Source organism: Stenotrophomonas sp. YJH_SMC_54 (assembly GCF_059368435.1).
Map to the genome: position 1 here is coordinate 62369 of NZ_JCAFRS010000011.1, position 17738 is coordinate 80106.

General features: G+C 66.2%; 10 protein-coding genes. 8 read left to right on the top strand and 2 right to left on the bottom strand.

Going from position 1 to position 17738, the window contains the following annotated elements; genetic code table 11:
- The first annotated feature begins 110 nt into the window (after positions 1-110).
- Together AC5P5S_RS13740 and cueR are read left to right on the top strand one after the other, a co-directional pair.
- Positions 111-2612: a heavy metal translocating P-type ATPase gene (locus tag AC5P5S_RS13740; protein ID WP_062605910.1), complete on the top strand. Its 2502-nt coding sequence runs from the start codon at positions 111-113 to the stop codon at positions 2610-2612.
- Between the two features lie 11 nt (positions 2613-2623).
- Positions 2624-3079 carry a Cu(I)-responsive transcriptional regulator gene (cueR, locus tag AC5P5S_RS13745; protein ID WP_005409440.1) on the top strand — a complete coding sequence of 152 codons (456 nt, stop codon included), beginning with the start codon at positions 2624-2626 and terminating at the stop codon, positions 3077-3079.
- 80 nt (positions 3080-3159) lie between these two features.
- On the opposite strand, the gene AC5P5S_RS13750 is transcribed toward cueR, so the two are convergent.
- A complete protein-coding gene (locus AC5P5S_RS13750) occupies positions 3160-3354 on the bottom strand; it encodes a heavy-metal-associated domain-containing protein (protein ID WP_005409441.1) in 195 nt (64 codons plus the stop codon).
- 203 nt (positions 3355-3557) lie between these two features.
- On the bottom strand, positions 3558-6635 hold the full coding sequence (locus AC5P5S_RS13755; RefSeq protein WP_062605908.1) for a TonB-dependent receptor: 3078 nt from the start codon (positions 6633-6635) through the stop codon (positions 3558-3560).
- A 1025-nt stretch (positions 6636-7660) separates the two neighbouring features.
- On the opposite strand from AC5P5S_RS13755, the gene AC5P5S_RS13760 reads away from it, so the two are divergent.
- From AC5P5S_RS13760 to AC5P5S_RS13785, 6 genes are all read left to right on the top strand, one after another.
- Positions 7661-10126, top strand: a complete 2466-nt coding sequence (locus AC5P5S_RS13760; RefSeq protein ID WP_049459806.1) for a GH92 family glycosyl hydrolase — start codon at positions 7661-7663, stop codon at positions 10124-10126.
- Positions 10127-10222: 96 nt separating this feature from the next.
- Positions 10223-11272: a LacI family DNA-binding transcriptional regulator gene (locus AC5P5S_RS13765; protein ID WP_005413180.1), complete on the top strand. Its 1050-nt coding sequence runs from the start codon at positions 10223-10225 to the stop codon at positions 11270-11272.
- A 60-nt stretch (positions 11273-11332) separates the two neighbouring features.
- Entirely contained in the window at positions 11333-12646 is a 1314-nt protein-coding gene (fucP, locus tag AC5P5S_RS13770; RefSeq protein WP_062605907.1) for an L-fucose:H+ symporter permease, read from the top strand.
- A 7-nt stretch (positions 12647-12653) separates the two neighbouring features.
- Positions 12654-13649 carry a carbohydrate kinase family protein gene (locus tag AC5P5S_RS13775; RefSeq protein WP_043035615.1) on the top strand — a complete coding sequence of 332 codons (996 nt, stop codon included), beginning with the start codon at positions 12654-12656 and terminating at the stop codon, positions 13647-13649.
- Positions 13646-14872, top strand: coding sequence for an AGE family epimerase/isomerase (locus AC5P5S_RS13780; RefSeq protein WP_062605904.1), 1227 nt, complete (start codon positions 13646-13648; stop codon positions 14870-14872). The genes AC5P5S_RS13775 and AC5P5S_RS13780 overlap by 4 nt, the downstream gene beginning before the upstream one ends.
- A gap of 91 nt (positions 14873-14963) precedes the next feature.
- Positions 14964-17582, top strand: coding sequence for a beta-mannosidase (locus tag AC5P5S_RS13785; RefSeq protein WP_062605902.1), 2619 nt, complete (start codon positions 14964-14966; stop codon positions 17580-17582).
- The last annotated feature ends 156 nt before the right edge of the window (positions 17583-17738 follow it).

The following is a 17738-nucleotide window of genomic DNA, read 5'->3' on the forward strand; positions in this document are numbered from 1 at the left end:
CCGGGCATGGCCCGGCGCTACCGCTTGGTCCCGGGGCGGCTGGATTTGACCTTCCCACGATGGCAAGGTTTAGCCTGTCCGCATTCAGAAGGAACCCCGGGAATCCGATCATGAGTACGCCTCGCGCCACTGCAGTCCCCGCCAGCCCCTCCACCATCAGCCTTCCCATCGAGGGCATGACCTGTGCCAGCTGTGTCGGCCGGGTCGAGGCAGCGCTGTCCAAGGTCGAGGGCGTCGGCAGTGTCTCTGTGAACCTCGCCACCGAGCGCGCGGACATCCGGCCCTCCGGTCCGGTTGATCGCGCGGCGCTGATCCAGGCGGTTGAACGTGTGGGCTACGACGTACCCGCCGCGACCGTTGAACTGGCGGTGGAGGGCATGACCTGCGCATCCTGCGTGGGTCGCGTGGAGCGCGCGCTGCTGGCGGTGCCCGGGGTCAGCCAGGCCAGCGTGAACCTGGCCACCGAGCGCGCCACCGTGCGCGGCGTGGCTGATACGGCCACCCTGGTGGCGGCCATCGACAAGGTCGGCTACGCCGCCCGCCCGATCGAGGCCGGTGTGCAGTCCGATGATGAAGCCGCTGAAAAGAAGGATGCCGAGCGCGCCGAACTGAAGCGCGACCTGATCGTGGCGACCGCGCTGGCGCTGCCGGTGTTCGTGCTGGAGATGGGCTCGCACCTGATTCCCGGCATGCACGAATGGGTGATGGCCACCATCGGCATGCAGGCCAGCTGGTACCTGCAGTTCGTACTGACCCTCCTGGTGCTGGCCATTCCCGGCCGCCGTTTCTACCAGAAGGGGTTCCCGGCACTGCTGCGGCTGGCGCCGGACATGAATTCACTGGTGGCGGTGGGCACCGCCGCGGCGTTTGGCTACTCGGTGGTGGCGACCTTTGCACCGCGGCTGCTGCCGCCGGGCACGGTGAACGTCTACTACGAAGCGGCAGCAGTCATCGTCGCGCTGATCCTGCTCGGCCGCTTCCTCGAGGCCCGCGCCAAGGGCCGTACCTCCGAAGCGATCAAGCGTCTGGTCAACCTGCAGGCCAAGGTCGCCCATGTGATCCGTGACGGCCGCACCGTCGACATCCCGGTCAATGAAGTGCAGAGCGGCGACATGGTGGAAGTGCGGCCGGGCGAGCGCGTGCCGGTCGATGGCGAGGTGGTTGAAGGCCGCAGCTACATCGACGAATCGATGATCAGCGGCGAGCCGATCCCGGTCGAGAAGCAGCCGGGCAGCAGCGTGGTGGGCGGTACGGTCAACCAGAAGGGCGCACTGACGGTACGTGCCACGGCGGTGGGCGCGCAGACCATGCTGGCGCAGATCATCCGCATGGTCGAACAGGCGCAGGGCTCGAAGCTGCCGATCCAGGCGGTGGTCGACAAGGTCACGCTGTGGTTCGTGCCGGCGGTGATGCTGGCCGCGCTGGCGACCTTCGCAGTCTGGCTGATCTTCGGCCCGTCGCCAGCCCTGAGCTTCGCGCTGGTCAACGCGGTAGCGGTGCTGATCATTGCCTGCCCGTGCGCGATGGGGCTGGCCACGCCGACCTCGATCATGGTCGGGACCGGCCGCGGCGCCGAAATGGGCGTGCTGTTCCGCAAGGGCGAAGCACTGCAGCTGCTGAAGGACGCGAAGGTGGTGGCGGTGGACAAGACCGGCACGCTGACCGAAGGCCGCCCGCGCCTGACCGACTTCGAGATCACGGACGGTTTCAATCGCAGCACCGTGCTGGCGGCGGTTGCCGCAGTGGAGTCGCGCTCTGAGCATCCGATTGCCCGCGCCATCGTCGATGCAGCCACCGAGCAGGGCATCGCGCTGCCATCGATGGTCGATTTCGAATCGGTCACCGGCATGGGCGTGCGTGCCAACGTTGATGGTGCGCGGGTGGAGGTCGGTGCCGATCGCTTCATGCGCGACCTGGGCGTGGACATCACTTTGTTCGCGACGCTGGCGGCAGAGCTGGGCACCCAGGGCAAGTCGCCGCTGTATGCCGCCATCGACGGTCGCCTGGCCGCAATCATCGCGGTATCCGATCCGATCAAGCCGAGCACGCCGGCCGCAATCGCGGCACTGCATCAGCTTGGCCTGAAGGTGGCGATGATCACCGGTGACAACGCTGGTACCGCGCAGGCGATCGCGCGCCAGCTCGGCATCGACGAAGTGGTGGCCGAGGTGCTGCCGGAAGGCAAGGTCGAGGCGGTGCGCCGCTTGAAGGCCACGCATGGCCATGTCGCCTTCGTCGGCGACGGCATCAACGATGCGCCGGCACTGGCTGAAGCCGATGTCGGCCTGGCCATCGGGACCGGCACGGATATCGCAGTGGAATCGGCCGATGTGGTGCTGATGTCGGGCAACCTGCAGGGGGTGCCGAATGCCATCGCGCTGTCGAAGGCGACGCTGGGCAACATCCGGCAGAACCTGTTCTGGGCCTTCGCCTACAACACCGCGTTGATTCCGGTGGCCGCCGGCGTGCTGTACCCGGTCTGGGGCGTGCTGCTGTCACCGGTGTTCGCGGCCGGTGCAATGGCACTGTCCAGCGTGTTCGTACTGGGCAACGCGCTGCGCCTGCGCCGTTTCCAGCCACCGATGGCAGATGCCGCCGCAGCGACCCATTGAAGGAGATCCGTATGAACATCGGTGAAGCTGCCAAGGCCTCCAGCGTGTCGGCGAAGATGATCCGCTACTACGAACAGATCGGTCTGATTCCCGCCGCTGATAGAACCGAGTCGGGCTACCGGGCGTATTCGCAGGCGGACATCCACCGTCTGCGCTTCATTCGCCGCGCGCGCGATCTCGGCTTCCAGGTGGCCGAGATCACTGATCTTCTGGGCCTTTGGAATGACACCTCGCGGCACAGCGCCGACGTGAAGCACCTGGCCGAACAGCACATTGCCGATCTGGAACAGCGCATCGAGCACATGCGGCAGATGGCCGACACGCTGAAATCGCTGATCAGTTGTTGTGCCGGCGACGAGCGCCCGGAGTGCCCGATCCTGCAGCGGCTGGGTGAGGACGATCAGACGCCGGTGCCGGTCGATACCGCGAAGACCGGTGCGGTGCGGCGGCGTACGCACAAGCATTGACTCGATATCGCATGCATGAAAAAGCCCGCCGGGTGCAGCGGCACCGGGCGGGCTTTCCTGTGTGAGACGGGGGCAGGGGATCAGGCAGTGCGCGGCGGGAAGCCTGCGTCGTTCACTGCGGCGAAGACGTCTTCCTGCGATGCGGTGGTCTGCACCTTGACCAGGCCGGTCGGCGGGTCGGCGACCACGCTGGCGTTGGGATCGATCTGCTGGATCGCACGGGTCACGCTGCGCGCGCAGCCGCCGCAGGTCATGCCATCGACATGGAATTCCATCTGTAGCTCCTTCGGTGCTCTTGGGGTGGAGTCAGTGTGCACCTTCCAACGATGGCAGGGTCAAGCGCCGGGCTGAACGAAAGGCAAGCGCCGACAAGAAAAAACGGCAGCCACCTGTACCAGCGCGGCTGCCGTGGAGGAACGTCCCCGCCAGGGCGGGGCGTGGGTTGCACCGGGGCACGCCCGGGCAACCCGGTGTTGCCTTAGAACTTCCAGGTAGCGCCGAAGTACAGCTGGCGGCCTGCATAGGTATTGGAGACCAGGCGTGCCTTGGTGTCGCTTCCCAGGTGCACGCGCTGCTCGGACTTGGTGGCATTGATCACCGAGGCGGTCAGGGTCCAGTCCGGGGTCAGGTTGTAGGCCACGTTCAGGTCCAGCTGGTCATACGGCTCGGTGTAGACGGTGAGGCCATTGTTGAGCCCACCGACCACCTGGCCGCGACGGTTGAACGAGGCGCGCGCGAGGAACTTCTCGTTCTCGTAGAAGACCGTCACGTTGGCCTGGTTCTTGGCGCTGCCGACCAGCGGCGAGGAGCCGATTTCCTGCCCGTCCAGAACAATGGAAGCCAGGTTGGTGTCGTTGTAGGTGTAGTTGGCCTGCACGCCGAAGCCGAAATCGAAGGTGTACTGGCCATACAGCTCGACGCCCTGCGACACACCATCGCGGCCATTGGCCTGGGTCTCGTAGCGCTGCACGTTCACCGCTTCACCGTTGATGACCATGGGCGTGTCGCGCACCACCGGCAGGGTGAAGTTGTCCACGTTCTTGCGGAACAGGCTGACGCCGGCGACCGCGCCCGGCTGGAAGTACCACTCCAGGCCCAGGTCGAACTGGGTGGCCTTGAACGGCTCCAGCTGCTTGTTGCTGCCCTGGCCGACCCAGCCTGCGGTCGATGCGCCACCGGCAACGCGGCGATCATTGACGTACTCCTCGCTGTAGTAGCTCAGTGCGCCCGGTGCTGCGATGTCGGTGTAGCCAGGGCGGGCGATCACCTTCGATGCGGCACCACGCAGCACCAGCGTGTCGGTGATGTCCCATGCAATGTTGAAACTCGGCAGCACGTCGGTGTAGGTGCGGTCCACGCCGATCAGGCTGTAGGTCTTGCTCTGCGCCAGGTCATGCGGCAGGCGCACGAAGCCGCTCTCGCAGCTGTAGGTCGGGTAGGCCGCAGCGGCGGGATCGGTGCACGCCATCGGCGCGCCGGACGCGTTGTCCAGGAAGTAGTCGTTGAACTTCTCGATCGAGTCGGAAGACTGCGCGAACTGCTTGGTGCGCACCACACGCACGCCGACATTGCCGCGCAGGCGCTCGGTGCGGAAGTTGGCCTGGAAGTAGCCGGAGTAGATCTTCTCGTTGACGTTGTAGACGAAGTCTTCCTCGGTACGGTTGTGCGAACCACCGTAGGTCTTGTTCAGATAGTCGATGTACGCCGGGTAGTTGATGCCCGGGAACACGTTGGCATTGAAGCCACCGGCAATGTTGCTGATCGGGTTCGACAGGAAGAAGCCGGGCTGCGCATCGCCGGCAGTCGGATCGCAGCCACTCTGGTAGCGGCTGTTGTCATAGTCGGCCGGGTCACGGCCCGGGCATACCCAGTAGGTGTTGCCGGTGTTGCGGTGGACCTTGCCATCACGGTACTTGGCACCGAACTGGATCGAATCCAGCCAACCGGACTCGAACAGCTTGGTCACGTCGGCCTGGAAGTAGTTCTGCTTGACCTCGGTGCGCTTCCACGACGAATCGGTCGAGCCGGTGTCGACTTCGGCGATGCCGTTCATCAGCTGCTGCTGCAGGTCGGGCGAGAAGGTGGCAGACGGCGTGCCGGTCAGGTCCCATGCGCTGTACTGGTTACCGGACAGGTAGTCGTTGCCGACCTTGCGGCGCGGCTTGGCCGACATGCGGAAGTTCATCGACGGACCACCTTCAGACCAGGTGCGGCCACCGGTGAACGAGGCCTTCCACAGCGGGCTGATGTCCCAGTCGATGGTCAGGTCGGCGGTCTGCGACAGCGCCTTTTCCTTGCTGTAGCCACCGGTCAGCTGCGGTGTCGGAATCGTGCAGTCGTCCGGGCCCCAGCCGCCGGGCTTGAGGCCGGCGGCCTTGGCCTGGTCTTCGCTGCAGTAGTAGGTCTTTCCGGCCAGCTTTTCGAACTGGGCACCGGTGACGGTGTTGCCGCTGGGGTCGAAATCCAGGCCGTTGAGCAGGCGGCCGCCGGCCCAGTTTCCATCGCCGTTGAAGCGGGCCATGCTCCATTCCGGAATCTTCAGCATGTTCTGGGTGTAGTCACCCTGCAGCTCGAAGCGGAAGTAGTTGGCGGTCATCGTGACGTTGTCGACCGGCTTGAACTGGAAGGTCAGCTGGCCGCCCTTGCGCTCGCGCTTTTCTTCCTTCACGGCGAAGTTGACCGAGGTCGGCATGAAGAAATCGCTGTAGTTGCCGCCGGTCTGGTTGTTGAAGCCGGACTTGCCCCACCAGTAGTGGATGCCATCCTGCTGCTGCACGTTGCCATAGGCGTCGCGTGCCTTGCCGGCGCCGTACCACTGGTAGTCCTCGGTGCTGGCTTCCATGGTACGGGTCGTGCGCTTCTGCTGCGTCACGCCGACCAGCACGCCGAAACGCTCATCCTTGCTGTGCCACGAATACAGGGCCGAGGCCTGCGGGTCGATATCGTGGTGGGTATCGGAGGAGGTGCCCTCAAGCGTGACGAAGCCCGAGTTGGACTCCATGTCCAGCGGACGGCGGGTGTGCAGGATGACCGTACCGCCGATGCCGCCTTCGTCGATGCGTGCTTCCGGCGACTTGAACAGCTCGGCGCTGGACAGCATGTTCGACGGCAGCAGGGTGTAGTTGAACGAGCGGGTGGCTTCGTCGTTGGTTTCCGACGTGGCCACGTAGTTGCCATTCAACTGGGTCAGGGTCAGGTCCGGCGCAAGGCCGCGCACGCTGACACTCTTGCCTTCACCACCGCTGCGGGTGATGACCACGCCGGGCACGCGCTGCAGTGCGTCGGCCACGTTCTTGTCGGGGAACTTGCCGACGTCCTCGGCGGTGATCACTTCGACAACGGCGTTGGCGTCGCGCTTCTGCTCAAGGCTCTTTTCGATGGCGTAGCGGTAGCCGGTGACCTGGACGCTGTCCAGGTTGGTGGCTTCCTGCGAGCCGCTGGTGGTTGCCTGCTGCGCGGCGGCGCCGGCCGGAACGACGGCGGCGGCCAGGGCCAGCGCGATGGCCAGCGACAGTGCGTCCTGGCCATGCGTACGTGTTGAATGCTTCATTCCCATCTCTCCCTCTCTCCTGGATTGATCCGGTGACGTGGCACGGACAACTTGAATCGATCTAATTTGAAGTGACATTGTCGCTATCGCCATGCAGTGGCAGTTGCACCGTGCGCGTGGCCTGGTACGTCCTGTTGCCGCTCCCCCAACTCCCGGCCATCGCAATGTCGTCTTGGATCGATCTAAGCGATGGGCGGGCGTTTTTTAGCATGGGTCGCCCGTGGGCGCATGCTGCTCCGCAATATGGTACTGGCGTGGCGAAGGGATGACGGTTTGCTGAAAACAGTGAAATCGTTTTCGTGCGCAGGGGAGGGTGGGTTGGCAGGGCTGCGCCCTGCACCTGCTCGACGCCAAGGCCAAAGCCAAAGCCAGAACGGCTCCGGTTTTCTGTGGGTTGGGCGGGGCGGTGTCGGATTGCGGGGACGCCGTAAACCCGTCCATGGGGGCTTGGCCGCGGCATCCATGCCGCGGACACCCCGCAATCCGACACCGCCCCACCTTCGACAGTTTCCCGGTGACGGTTGGATTGATCCTGGAACGACATGGGGTGCTGGGGTCAGATCCGTTTTCTTTTGGAAAACGGATCTGACCCCCGATTGATTTCGATATCCGACAGAGATTTATCCACGCATGGCGTGGATCCACAGATCGCGGAAATCTGTCGAAGGCGGGGTGGGTCCGGTTGCGGGGGTGTCCGCGGCATGGATGCCGCGGCCAAGCCCCCAGGGACGGGTTTACGGCGTCCCCCGCAACCGGACCCACCCCGCCATCCCACGGACAGCCGGCTTTTGCTGTTGCTTCGGCTTCGGCAGGTGCAGGGCGCAGCCCTGCCGAACACCCCCTCTCATGCTGCGCCGCAGAATGCATTCGGCTGAACCTGCATGCTCTACTTGAATCGATCTAAATCCACGGTCTGGTGGGTCGGGCGTCATTCCAGGGGGAGCTCTCTGCAGGTCAGGGCAGGGCTCAGCGGAACGGTGCCGGACGGCCCCGGCCGTCTGCCTCCGCGTCATCGACTACAGGAACCCGACATGCGTCCAGTGCCGTCCGCTCCCGCCGTCCCATTGTCCTCCCGCCCGCTGGCGCGCCTGGCCTGTCTGCTGGCGCTTTCGGCCATGCCGATGCTGCTGCAAGCCGCACCGGCGGCGCTGGAGCGCGAGGTCAACACCTTCATCGGCAGCAAGGACGACGGCAATACCTTCCCCGGCGCATCGGCACCGTTCGGCCTGATCCAGGTCAGCCCGATCGGCAGCCACTATTCGGGCTGGCGCTACGACGACGAGAAGATCCGCGGTTTCGGCCACTCCTTCATCTCTGGCGCCGGTTGCTGGGAGCAGGGCGGGCAGGTGTCGATCCTGCCGGTCACCGGCAGCATCGGTCCGGGCGGCGATTTCGATACTGCTGACGCCAAGAACTTCAACCACAAGACCTATGCCGCTTCGTACACGCATGACGGCGAGATCGGCCAGGCCGGCTATTACAAGGTGCGCCTGACCAGCTACGGCGGCATCGATGCCGAGGCCACCGCGCGTACACGTGCCGCGGCCGAGCGCTACACCTTCAGCCAGCGCCAGGGCGAGGGCCACGTGCTGGTCAATGTTGGCCAAGCCAATGAGCGCCATTCGGTGATCGGCAGCGTGGTCGATGTGGTCGGCGACCGCGTGGTCGAGGGCAAGCTGGTGACCAAGAGTTTCTGCGGCGGCCATCAGTACACCACCTGGTTCCGCATCGAGTTCGACCGCCCGTTCAAGGCGCATGGCACCTGGGGCGAGGGCGGCGGCCTGCCGGGTGCGCGCCACAGCATGGAAGGCGAACAGAAGCCGAATGGTGCCTGGCTCAGCTTCGACCTCGCCAAGGGCCAGTCGGTAACGGCGATCAGCGCGATATCGCATGTGGATGCCGAAGGCGCGCGTACCAACCTGCGCGCGGAAGGCATGCAGGGCGGCGCGCTGCTCGGTTTCGACCGGATGCGTGCGCTGTCCCAGCAGTCGTGGCGCGAGCAGCTGGGCCGGGTGCGCGTGCAGGGCGGCACCGCCGACGACCGCGCCGTGTTCTACAGCGCTGTCTACCACGCGCTGCTGCAGCCGATGACCGGCAACGACGCCGACGGCCGCTACCGCGGCTATGACGATGGCATCCACCGTGCCGATGGTTGGACCTACTACGAGTACTTCTCGCTGTGGGATACCTACCGCGCGCAGAACCAGTGGTTGGCGCTGACCCGCCCGGACGTGGCGCGCGACATCGGCCGTACCCTGCTGGCGATAGACGAGCAGGGCGGCTGGCTGCCGCGCTGGGGCTATGCCAACTTCGAGACCAACATCATGACCGGCGACCCTGTCACCCCGTTCATGGTCGACCTGTGGCGCTTCGGTGCGCTCAAGGGCCGTGAATCGCAGGCCTGGGATGCGCTGCGCCGCAATGCCTTCGGCACGCCGCCGCTGAACTCACGCATGGCCGGCCGTTCCGGCAACCCGACCTACCTGGACAAGGGCTATGTGGTCTACGACCGCGCGTTCCCGTCCAAGGGCATGGACGTCGATCCGCACCACGGCGGTTCGGCTACCTTGGAATACGCACTGGCCGACTGTGCGCTTTCGCAGATGGCCGATGGCCTCGGCCATGCGCAGGACGCGGCGACGCTGCGTGAGCGCGGCCGCAACTGGCGCAAGGTGTGGGACCCGCAGGTGCGCGACGCCGAGACCGGCTTCACCGGTTTCCCGCGCCCGCGCACCGAGGATGGCCAGTGGTACACCCCGGCCGATGGCCACTACAGTCCGCGTTCGCACCACGGTTTCCATGAGGGCACGGCGTGGCAGTACCAGTGGCTGGCGCAGCAGGACGTGCCGGGGCTGGTCGAAGCGATGCAGGGCCGCGAACAGGCCGGCCGCCGCCTCGACGCGTTCTTCGCGATGGACGCGCTGCAGGCCGATCCGCTCAATGCCGCCCGCAAGGAGTGGGTGGTCGGGCCGTACAGCTACTACAACCAGTTCCGCTACAACCCGAACAACGAGCCCGACCTGCACTCGCCGTGGCTGTACACGCTGATCGGCCAGCCGTGGAAGACCGCGGCCGTAGTGCGTGCCGCGCAGCAGTTGTTCACCAATGCGCCCAATGGCGTGACCGGCAACGACGACCTCGGCACGATGTCGGCCTGGTATCTCTTCAGCGCCATCGGCGTGTATCCGGCGGTGCCGGGCAGCGGCCAGTTCCTGCTGCACACCCCGCGCTTCAGCAAGGTGGAACTGGACATGGGCAATGGCCGGACGCTGCGCATCGACGCGCCGGGTGCCGATGGCCGCCGCCTGCAGTACGTTCAGGGCGTGCAGGTCGATGGCCAGGCGCATGCGCCGGTCTGGCTGGACTGGAACCAGCTGCAGCAGGGCCCGCGCCTGCAGTTCGCGCTTGACGCGAAGGCGCCGGAGCAGGGCTGGGGTACGGCGGTGAAGGACCTGCCGGTGTCCTGGTGCGCGGCACCGGGCAGCCAGCTGCGCTGAGCCGGACTGTGCCGTTCGCGGTGACCCAGCGAACGGCACGGCACGACACGGCCCTGATCCATTAGGCTTGAGCCTCCAGCGGAGTCCGGGAAGACGATGAACGACAACGGCAGCAGTCCCAGCAAGCGCGCCGGCAAGGCAGTGACGGTGACCGACATCGCGCGTGCCATCGGCGTGTCACGGGCGACCGTGTCGCTGGTGTTGCGCGGCAGCCCGCTGGTCAACGTCGATACCCGTGCCAAGGTCGAGGCCGAGCTGCGCCGGCAGCGCTATGTCTACAACCGCGCTGCCGCCAACCTGCGCCGGCGTACCTCGTCGAGCATCGCGCTGGTGATCAACGATCTTTCCAACCCGTTCTTCGCCGAATTCGCGTCCGGCGTGGACGAGGCGCTGGGCGGACGCGGCTACGTGACCCTGCTCGGCAGCACTGGCGAATCGCCGGAGCGCCAGCAGGCGGTGCTGTCCACGTTGATGGAGCACACCCCGGCCGGCCTGATCCTGTCGCCGGCCGAGGGCAGCGATACCGTGCAGTTGCGACAGGCACTGGGTGCCAATGCCAACGTGCTGCTGTTCAACCGCGAACTGGAAGGGGCCGACTGGGACTTCCTGACCCTGGACAACCAGCACGGCGCCTATCTGGCCACGCGTCACCTGATCGAGCGCGGCCATCGCCAGATCGCCTTCTTCGGCGGCCACGCTGCATCGAGCTCGTGCCACCAGCGCCGTGCCGGTTTCCAGCAGGCGCTGGCCGAGGCCGGTCTGTCGCTGCCGCCGGGCTGGATGATCGAGTCGGCGCCGAACCGTCTGGAAGCCGCTGCGCGCACCGATGAGCTGTTTGCCGATGGCCATCGGCCGAGTGCGGCGGTCTGCTACAACGACACCGTCGCGCTGGGCCTGATGCTGGGCTTGAATTCACGGGGCATCCGTCCGGGAGGTGACTTTGCCGTTACCGGCTTCGACGATATTTCCGAGGCTGCGGTGGCGGTGCCGCCGTTGACCACGCTCACCGCCGATCCGCGCGAGCGGGGCCGGCAAGCTGCGGCGCTGCTGCTGCAACGACTGGACGAACCGGACGCGCCGCCACGGCGCACGGTCGCGCCGGTGCAGTTGCGCATCCGCGAAAGCAGTGCCGCACGACCGAACTGATTTATTCCATACACCCCTTCCACGCAACAACGACCTTCCGCGCATCGAGGCGCGTACCGCATGCCGATCTCCGCAACGCCCCGTCCAACGGGATCTTCGGGCAACGCACCTGCCGTCACCAACGGCAAGGCGCTGGCCGTGGTCACCACGATCTTCTTCATGTGGGGCTTCCTGACCTGCCTCAATGACATCCTGATCCCGCACCTGAAGGCGGTGTTCGAGCTGAACTACGCCAAGGCGATGCTGGTGCAGTTCACCTTCTTCGGCACCTATTTCCTGATGTCGCTGCCGGCGGGTCGGCTGGTGGCGGCGCTGGGTTACAAGAAGGGCATCGTGGCCGGCCTGGTGATTGCCGGTATCGGCGCGCTGGGCTTCTGGCCGGCGGCCGAGCTGCGCGTGTATGGCGCCTTCCTGGGCGCACTGTTCGTTCTGGCCACCGGCATCACCGTGCTGCAGGTTGCTGCGAACCCCTACGTCGCGCTGCTGGGCCCGGAGCAGACCAGCTCCAGTCGCCTGACCCTGGCGCAGGCACTGAACTCGCTGGGCACGGCCATCGCCCCGATCTTCGGCGGCATGCTGATCCTGTCCAACACGGTGAAGAGTGCCGATGACATCGCGGCACTGCCGGCCGCCGAACAGCTGGCCTACCGTGCCGCCGAGGCGCAGGCCGTGCAGGGCCCGTACGTGGGGCTGGCCGTTGCGCTGGTGCTGCTGGCGCTGTTCGTATACCTGTTCCGCCTGCCGGCACTGAGCGACGCCACCGAGCAGGCCGACAAGGGCCACCACCACAGCTACCTGGATGCGCTGCGCAAGCGCCACCTGCTGCTGGGTGTGCTGGGCATCTTCTTCTACGTCGGTGCCGAAGTTTCGATCGGCAGCTTCCTGGTCAACTACCTGTCGATGCCCAACATCGGCGGCTTCAGCGAGCAGGAAGCCACGCATTACGTGTCGGCCTACTGGACGATGGCGATGATCGGCCGCTTCGCCGGCTCGGCGCTGCTGGCGCGCTTCTCGCCCAGCCGCCTGCTGGCGATCTTCGCGCTGGTCAACGTGGGGCTGCTGGTCACGACCATGCTGACCTCCGGCAACATCGCGCTGTACTCGGTGGTGGCGATCGGCCTGTTCAACTCGATCATGTTCCCGACCATCTTCGCGCTGAGCATCGAGCGCCTGGGCCCGCTGACCAACAAGGGTTCCAGCCTGCTGATCATGGCCATCGTCGGCGGTGCGGTGGTGCCGTACCTGCAGGGTGTGCTGGCCGACCACATCGGTGTGCAGGCCAGCTTCATCCTGCCGCTGCTGTGCTACGGCTACATCATTTTCTACGGACTGGTCGGCGCACGTACGCCGGCTTCCGCAACGCAGGGAGGCTGAGTCCGGAATGGGTTCCATCGTTTGCTTCGGCGAAATTTTGATCGATCTACTAGCGCAGCCGCCGGCCTCGGCCGATACGCCGCGGGCGTTCCTGCAGTACGCCGGCGGTGCGCCGGCCAACGTTGCCGTGGCCGCTGCGCGGCTGGGCGCGAAGACCCAGTTCGTCGGCATGCTCGGCCGTGACATGTTCGGTGACTTCCTGGCCGACAGCCTGGTCGAGCACGGCGTGGGCACGGATTACATCGTGCGTACCGATGCGGCGAAGACCGCGCTGGCCTTCGTCGCCCTCGACGCCAGTGGCGAGCGCAGCTTCAGCTTCTACCGCCCGCCGGCCGCCGACCTGCTGTTCCGTGACAGCGATTTCCAGGCCGCCTGCTTCGACAGCGCGCAGTGCTTCCACGTCTGCTCCAACAGCCTGACCGAGCCGGGCATCGCCGAGGCGACCTTTGCCGGCATGGACCGTGCACGTGCGGCCGGAGCGGTGGTCAGCCTCGATCTGAACCTGCGTCCCGCGCTGTGGCCGGCGAACGAGGATCCCACGCCGCGCCTGTGGCAGGCGCTGGAACGCGCCGATCTGGTGAAGCTGTCGCGCGAGGAGCTGGACTACCTGGCCGCGCCACTGGGCAGTGACGGCGAGGCGACGGTGCTGCGGCGCCTGCTGGCCGCGCAGGCGCGCTGGGTGATCGTCACCGACGGTGCGGCCACACTGCACTGGTACACCCGCGACAACCACGGCACGGTCACCAGTTTCCGCGTGGCCACGGTCGACACCACGGCTGCTGGCGATGCCTTCGTCGGTGGCGTGCTGGTCGGCCTGCTGGAGCGCGGTGGGGCGGGCGCTGGTTTCGCTGCGTTCTGCCAGGACCCGGAGGCGATCACCGCCACGCTGCGTTTCGGCGCCGCCGTGGGGGCGCTGGCTGTTACCCGCAAGGGCGCGTTCGCCGCAATGCCCTCGCTCGATGAAGTGCAGCAGCTGCTGCAGGCACAGGACATTACCGCATGAGCACCTCGCCCGATTTCCGTTCGCCCGCGTTCCTGCGCGCGCACATCGCCGATACCATGGCGTTCTACCATCCGCGCTGCATCGATCCGGACGGCGGCTTCTTCCACTACTTCCGGGATGACGGCAGCGTCTACGATGCCAGCCACCGCCACCTGGTGAGCAGCACGCGCTTCGTCTTCAACTACGCGATGGCCTACCGCGAATTCGGCAATGCTGAATACCGCGAGGCGGTCGAGCACGGCGTGCGCTACCTGCGGGACGTGCACCGCAACCCGGCCACCGGTGGCTACGCCTGGACCCTGCGTGATGGCAAGGTCGAGGACGACATGAACCACTGCTACGGCGTGGCGTTCGTGCTGCTGGCCTACAGTTGCGCGCTGAAGGCCGGTGTCGAGCAGGCCCGCGAGTGGATGGACGAAACCTGGCAGCTGCTGGAAGCGCGCTTCTGGGAGCCACAGCACGGCCTGTACAAGGACGAGGCCGATGGCCAGTGGAACTTCACCGGCTATCGCGGCCAGAACGCCAACATGCACATGTGCGAGGCGATGCTGGCGGCGTTCGAGGCCAGTGGTGAGCAGCGCTATGTCGAGCGTGCGCTGCAGCTGGCCGACAACATGACCCGCCGCCAGGCGGCCAAGGCCGGCGGGCTGGTCTGGGAGCACTACGATGAGAACTGGGAGATCGACTGGGACTACAACCTGGACGACCCCAAGCACCTGTTCCGCCCGTGGGGCTTCCAACCGGGGCACCAGACCGAGTGGGCCAAGCTGTTGCTGATCCTCGATCGCCACGTGCAGGCCGACTGGCTGGTGCCGACCGCGCAGCACCTGTTCGATGTGTCCGTGGCGCGCAGCTGGGACGAAGCGCGCGGTGGCTTGTACTACGGTTTCGCACCCGAAACGCGCCGACAGCCGGGCATGGACGGTGCGCCGATCGGTGGCGACAGCTTCGTCTGCGACGACGACAAGTATTTCTGGGTGCAGGCCGAAACGCTGGCCACCGCCGCACTGATGGCCAAGCGCACCGGTGATGACCGCTACTGGCAGTGGTACGAACGCATCTGGGCGTACTCGTGGGAGTACTTCGTCGACCACCAGTACGGTGCCTGGTTCCGCATCCTTGATGCCGACAACCGCAAGTACAGCGACGAGAAGAGCCCGGCCGGCAAGGTGGATTACCACACCATGGGCGCGTGCTACGAAGTGTTGAACGTGGTGCGCTGAAGATCGTTCGAAGGCAGTATTGCCAGGCCATGCCTGGCAATCCGGAATCGGTAGCGCCGGGCGACGCCCGGCGGAAAAACAGGAGCTCCGCGTGCATCGTCTTTCCCTCGTTGTCCGTCTGCTCCTGCTGCTGATCGCAGTCTCCGCCTTCCCGGCAACTGCAGCCCCGCTGCAGGCGCGATGGGAATTCCGCATGCTGCCCGGCGATGCGCAGGGCGCCGCCCACCCGGGCCTGCAGCAGTGGCGTGCGGCGAAGGTGCCGGGCAGCGTGCACACCGACCTGCTCGCCCATGCGCTGATCCGCGATCCGTACGTCGGTGCGCCTGAGGCAGAGCTGCAATGGATCGGGCTGGCTGCCTGGGAGTACCGCGCCCGCTTCGACGTGGATGCGGCGACACTGGCCAAGCCCAATGCCGAGCTGCGCTTCGATGGGCTGGATACCTATGCCGAAGTCAGCCTCAACGGCAGGCGGCTGCTGCGCGCGGACAACGCGCACCGCACCTGGCGTGCGCGCGTGGACGGGCGCCTGCGCGCGAATGGCAATGAACTGCAGATCGTGTTCCGTTCACCAATCCGCACACTACTTCCCGGTGTACAGGCGATGCCGCACAAGATCGCCGGCAACTATCCTTCGCCCTATGGCGATGAGCCCAAGGACGCGATGGTCGGCAACTTCGCGCGCAAGCCGGCCTATCACTTCGGCTGGGACTGGGGCCCGCGCTATGTCACCGCCGGCGTGTGGCGCGGGGTCGACCTGCAGGCCTGGGATGCGCACCGCCTGACCGATCTTGCCGTGCGTACCGATGCATTGAGCGCGGAGCAGGCGAAGCTGGCCGTGCTGCTGGAGATGGAGCAGGGCGCGGCGGCCGGTTCTGCGGTGGTCCATGTGAATGTGCGCGATCCGCAGGGTCGCAGCGTGGCCCAGGTGCAGCGCACGGTGCTGCTGAAGCCCGGCCAGAACGCCGTCGAAGTACCGGTCGAACTGGTCAAGCCGCAGCGCTGGTGGCCGGTCGGCCACGGTGCACAGGACCGCTACACCGTGCAGGCCCGCCTGGATGATGGCGCCGATGCAGCGCTGGTGCGCGAGCAGCGTATCGGCCTGCGCACGGTTGATCTGCGCCGCGAGGAAGACGGCAAGGGCGGGCAGGGCTTCGCTTTCGTCATCAACGGCGTGGAGATCTTCGCAAAGGGCGCCAACGTCATTCCGTTCGATGCCTTCCCCGCACGGGTCGACGCCGCGCGCCTGCGCCAGGTGCTGACCGCCGCACGCGACGCCAACATGAACATGCTGCGCAACTGGGGGGGCGGCTACTACGAGGACGATGCGTTCTTCGACATCGCCGACGAACTGGGCCTGCTGGTCTGGCAGGACTTCATGTTCGGTGGTGGCATGCAGCCGGGCTACGATCCGGCCTTCCGTGCCAGCGTGGTGGCCGAGGCACGCGACAATGTGCGCCGGCTGCGCCATCACCCCAGCATCGTGCTGTGGTGTGGCAACAACGAGGAAGAAACCGCCTGGAAGGACTGGGGCCACGGCCGCGACCTGAAGGCGGCCGACCCGGCGTTTGCAGCGAAGGTCTGGCAGGGCTATGTCGACCTGTTCGGCAATGACCTGCGCCGGGTGGTGGGTGAGGAGGGACTGGGCGTGCCGTACTGGTCCAGCTCGCCCAGTAACGACCTGGGCGAAAAGGCGAACGACTCTACCCGTGGCGACAAGCACTACTGGCAGGTCTGGGGTAATCCGGCGCTGCCGGTGCAGGCTTACCTGCGCGAGACGCCGCGCTTCATGTCCGAGTACGGCCTGCAGGCATGGCCGTCGGTGGCCACCGTTGACCAGATCGCCACCCGCGCCGAGCAGCGCATCGACAGCCCGGTGATCCGCGCGCACCAGAAATTCATGGCCGGCGAGGGCAACAGCCGCCTGCTGCACTACATCGAACTGGGCTACGGCACGCCGAAGGACTTCGAGGACTTCGTCTACCTCAGCCAGGTGATGCAGGCCGATGGCATCGCGCTGGCCGCGTTGCACCATCGCGCTTCGCGGCCGTACACCATGGGCTCGCTGTACTGGCAGCTCAACGACGTCTGGCCGGGTGCTTCATGGTCCAGCGTGGACTACTTCGGTCGCTGGAAGGCATTGCACTTTGCCGCGCGGCGCTTCTTCGCGCCGGCCACGCTGGCGGCATTGCGTGACGAGGGCAGTACGCGGGTGCGCCTGATCAATGATGGCGCTGCCGGAGATGCACGCTGGCGGCTGCGGGTGATGGATGTGGATGGCAAGGTGCTGCGTCGTCGCGAGGACGCGGTGACGTTGACGGCGGCGGGCGTCACCTCGATTGGTGATTTCCGCGATGCCGAGCTGCTGGCCGGTGCCGATCCGAAGCGCACGGTGGCCGTGTTCGAGCTGCTGCAGAACGGGGCGGTCAGTGCCCGCCAGATCGTCGGATTCGTCGAAGCCAAGGACCAGGTGTTGCCGCGGCAGAAGCTGAAGGCCACCCTGTCCATCGAAGGCGATCACTACCGTCTGCGCCTGGAAAGCGCGTCTTACGTGCGCGCGACGTGGATCGATTTCGGCGCCCTGGATGTGCAGGTCGAAGACAACCTGCTGGACCTGCTGCCGGGCGAGACCCGCGATATCGCGGTGCGTGGCCCGGTGGACCTGACGACCCTGCGCGAAGCAATGAAGCTGAAGACCCTCAACGATCGTTGAGGGCGGCGTATCCCGCATTGGCAGGTGCCAACCTTGATTGGCACACCCGGAACATGCCAACCCAGGTTGGCATCCACCAGCCGCGGAGCGGGGCAGCTGCGGACCGCTGGTCCGCCCACCTCGATCGTTGAGGGCGGCACATCCTGTTTTGGTAGG

Bases quoted from the DNA above. Each gene is read 5' to 3' on its own strand.
- AC5P5S_RS13740 (WP_062605910.1), top strand. From the start codon at position 111: ATGAGTACGCCTCGCGCCACTGCAGTCCCCGCCAGCCCCTCCACCATC.
- cueR (WP_005409440.1), top strand. From the start codon at position 2,624: ATGAACATCGGTGAAGCTGCCAAGGCCTCCAGCGTGTCGGCGAAGATG.
- AC5P5S_RS13750 (WP_005409441.1), bottom strand. From the start codon at position 3,354: ATGGAATTCCATGTCGATGGCATGACCTGCGGCGGCTGCGCGCGCAGC.
- AC5P5S_RS13755 (WP_062605908.1), bottom strand. From the start codon at position 6,635: ATGGGAATGAAGCATTCAACACGTACGCATGGCCAGGACGCACTGTCG.
- AC5P5S_RS13760 (WP_049459806.1), top strand. From the start codon at position 7,661: ATGCGTCCAGTGCCGTCCGCTCCCGCCGTCCCATTGTCCTCCCGCCCG.
- AC5P5S_RS13765 (WP_005413180.1), top strand. From the start codon at position 10,223: ATGAACGACAACGGCAGCAGTCCCAGCAAGCGCGCCGGCAAGGCAGTG.
- fucP (WP_062605907.1), top strand. From the start codon at position 11,333: ATGCCGATCTCCGCAACGCCCCGTCCAACGGGATCTTCGGGCAACGCA.
- AC5P5S_RS13775 (WP_043035615.1), top strand. From the start codon at position 12,654: ATGGGTTCCATCGTTTGCTTCGGCGAAATTTTGATCGATCTACTAGCG.
- AC5P5S_RS13780 (WP_062605904.1), top strand. From the start codon at position 13,646: ATGAGCACCTCGCCCGATTTCCGTTCGCCCGCGTTCCTGCGCGCGCAC.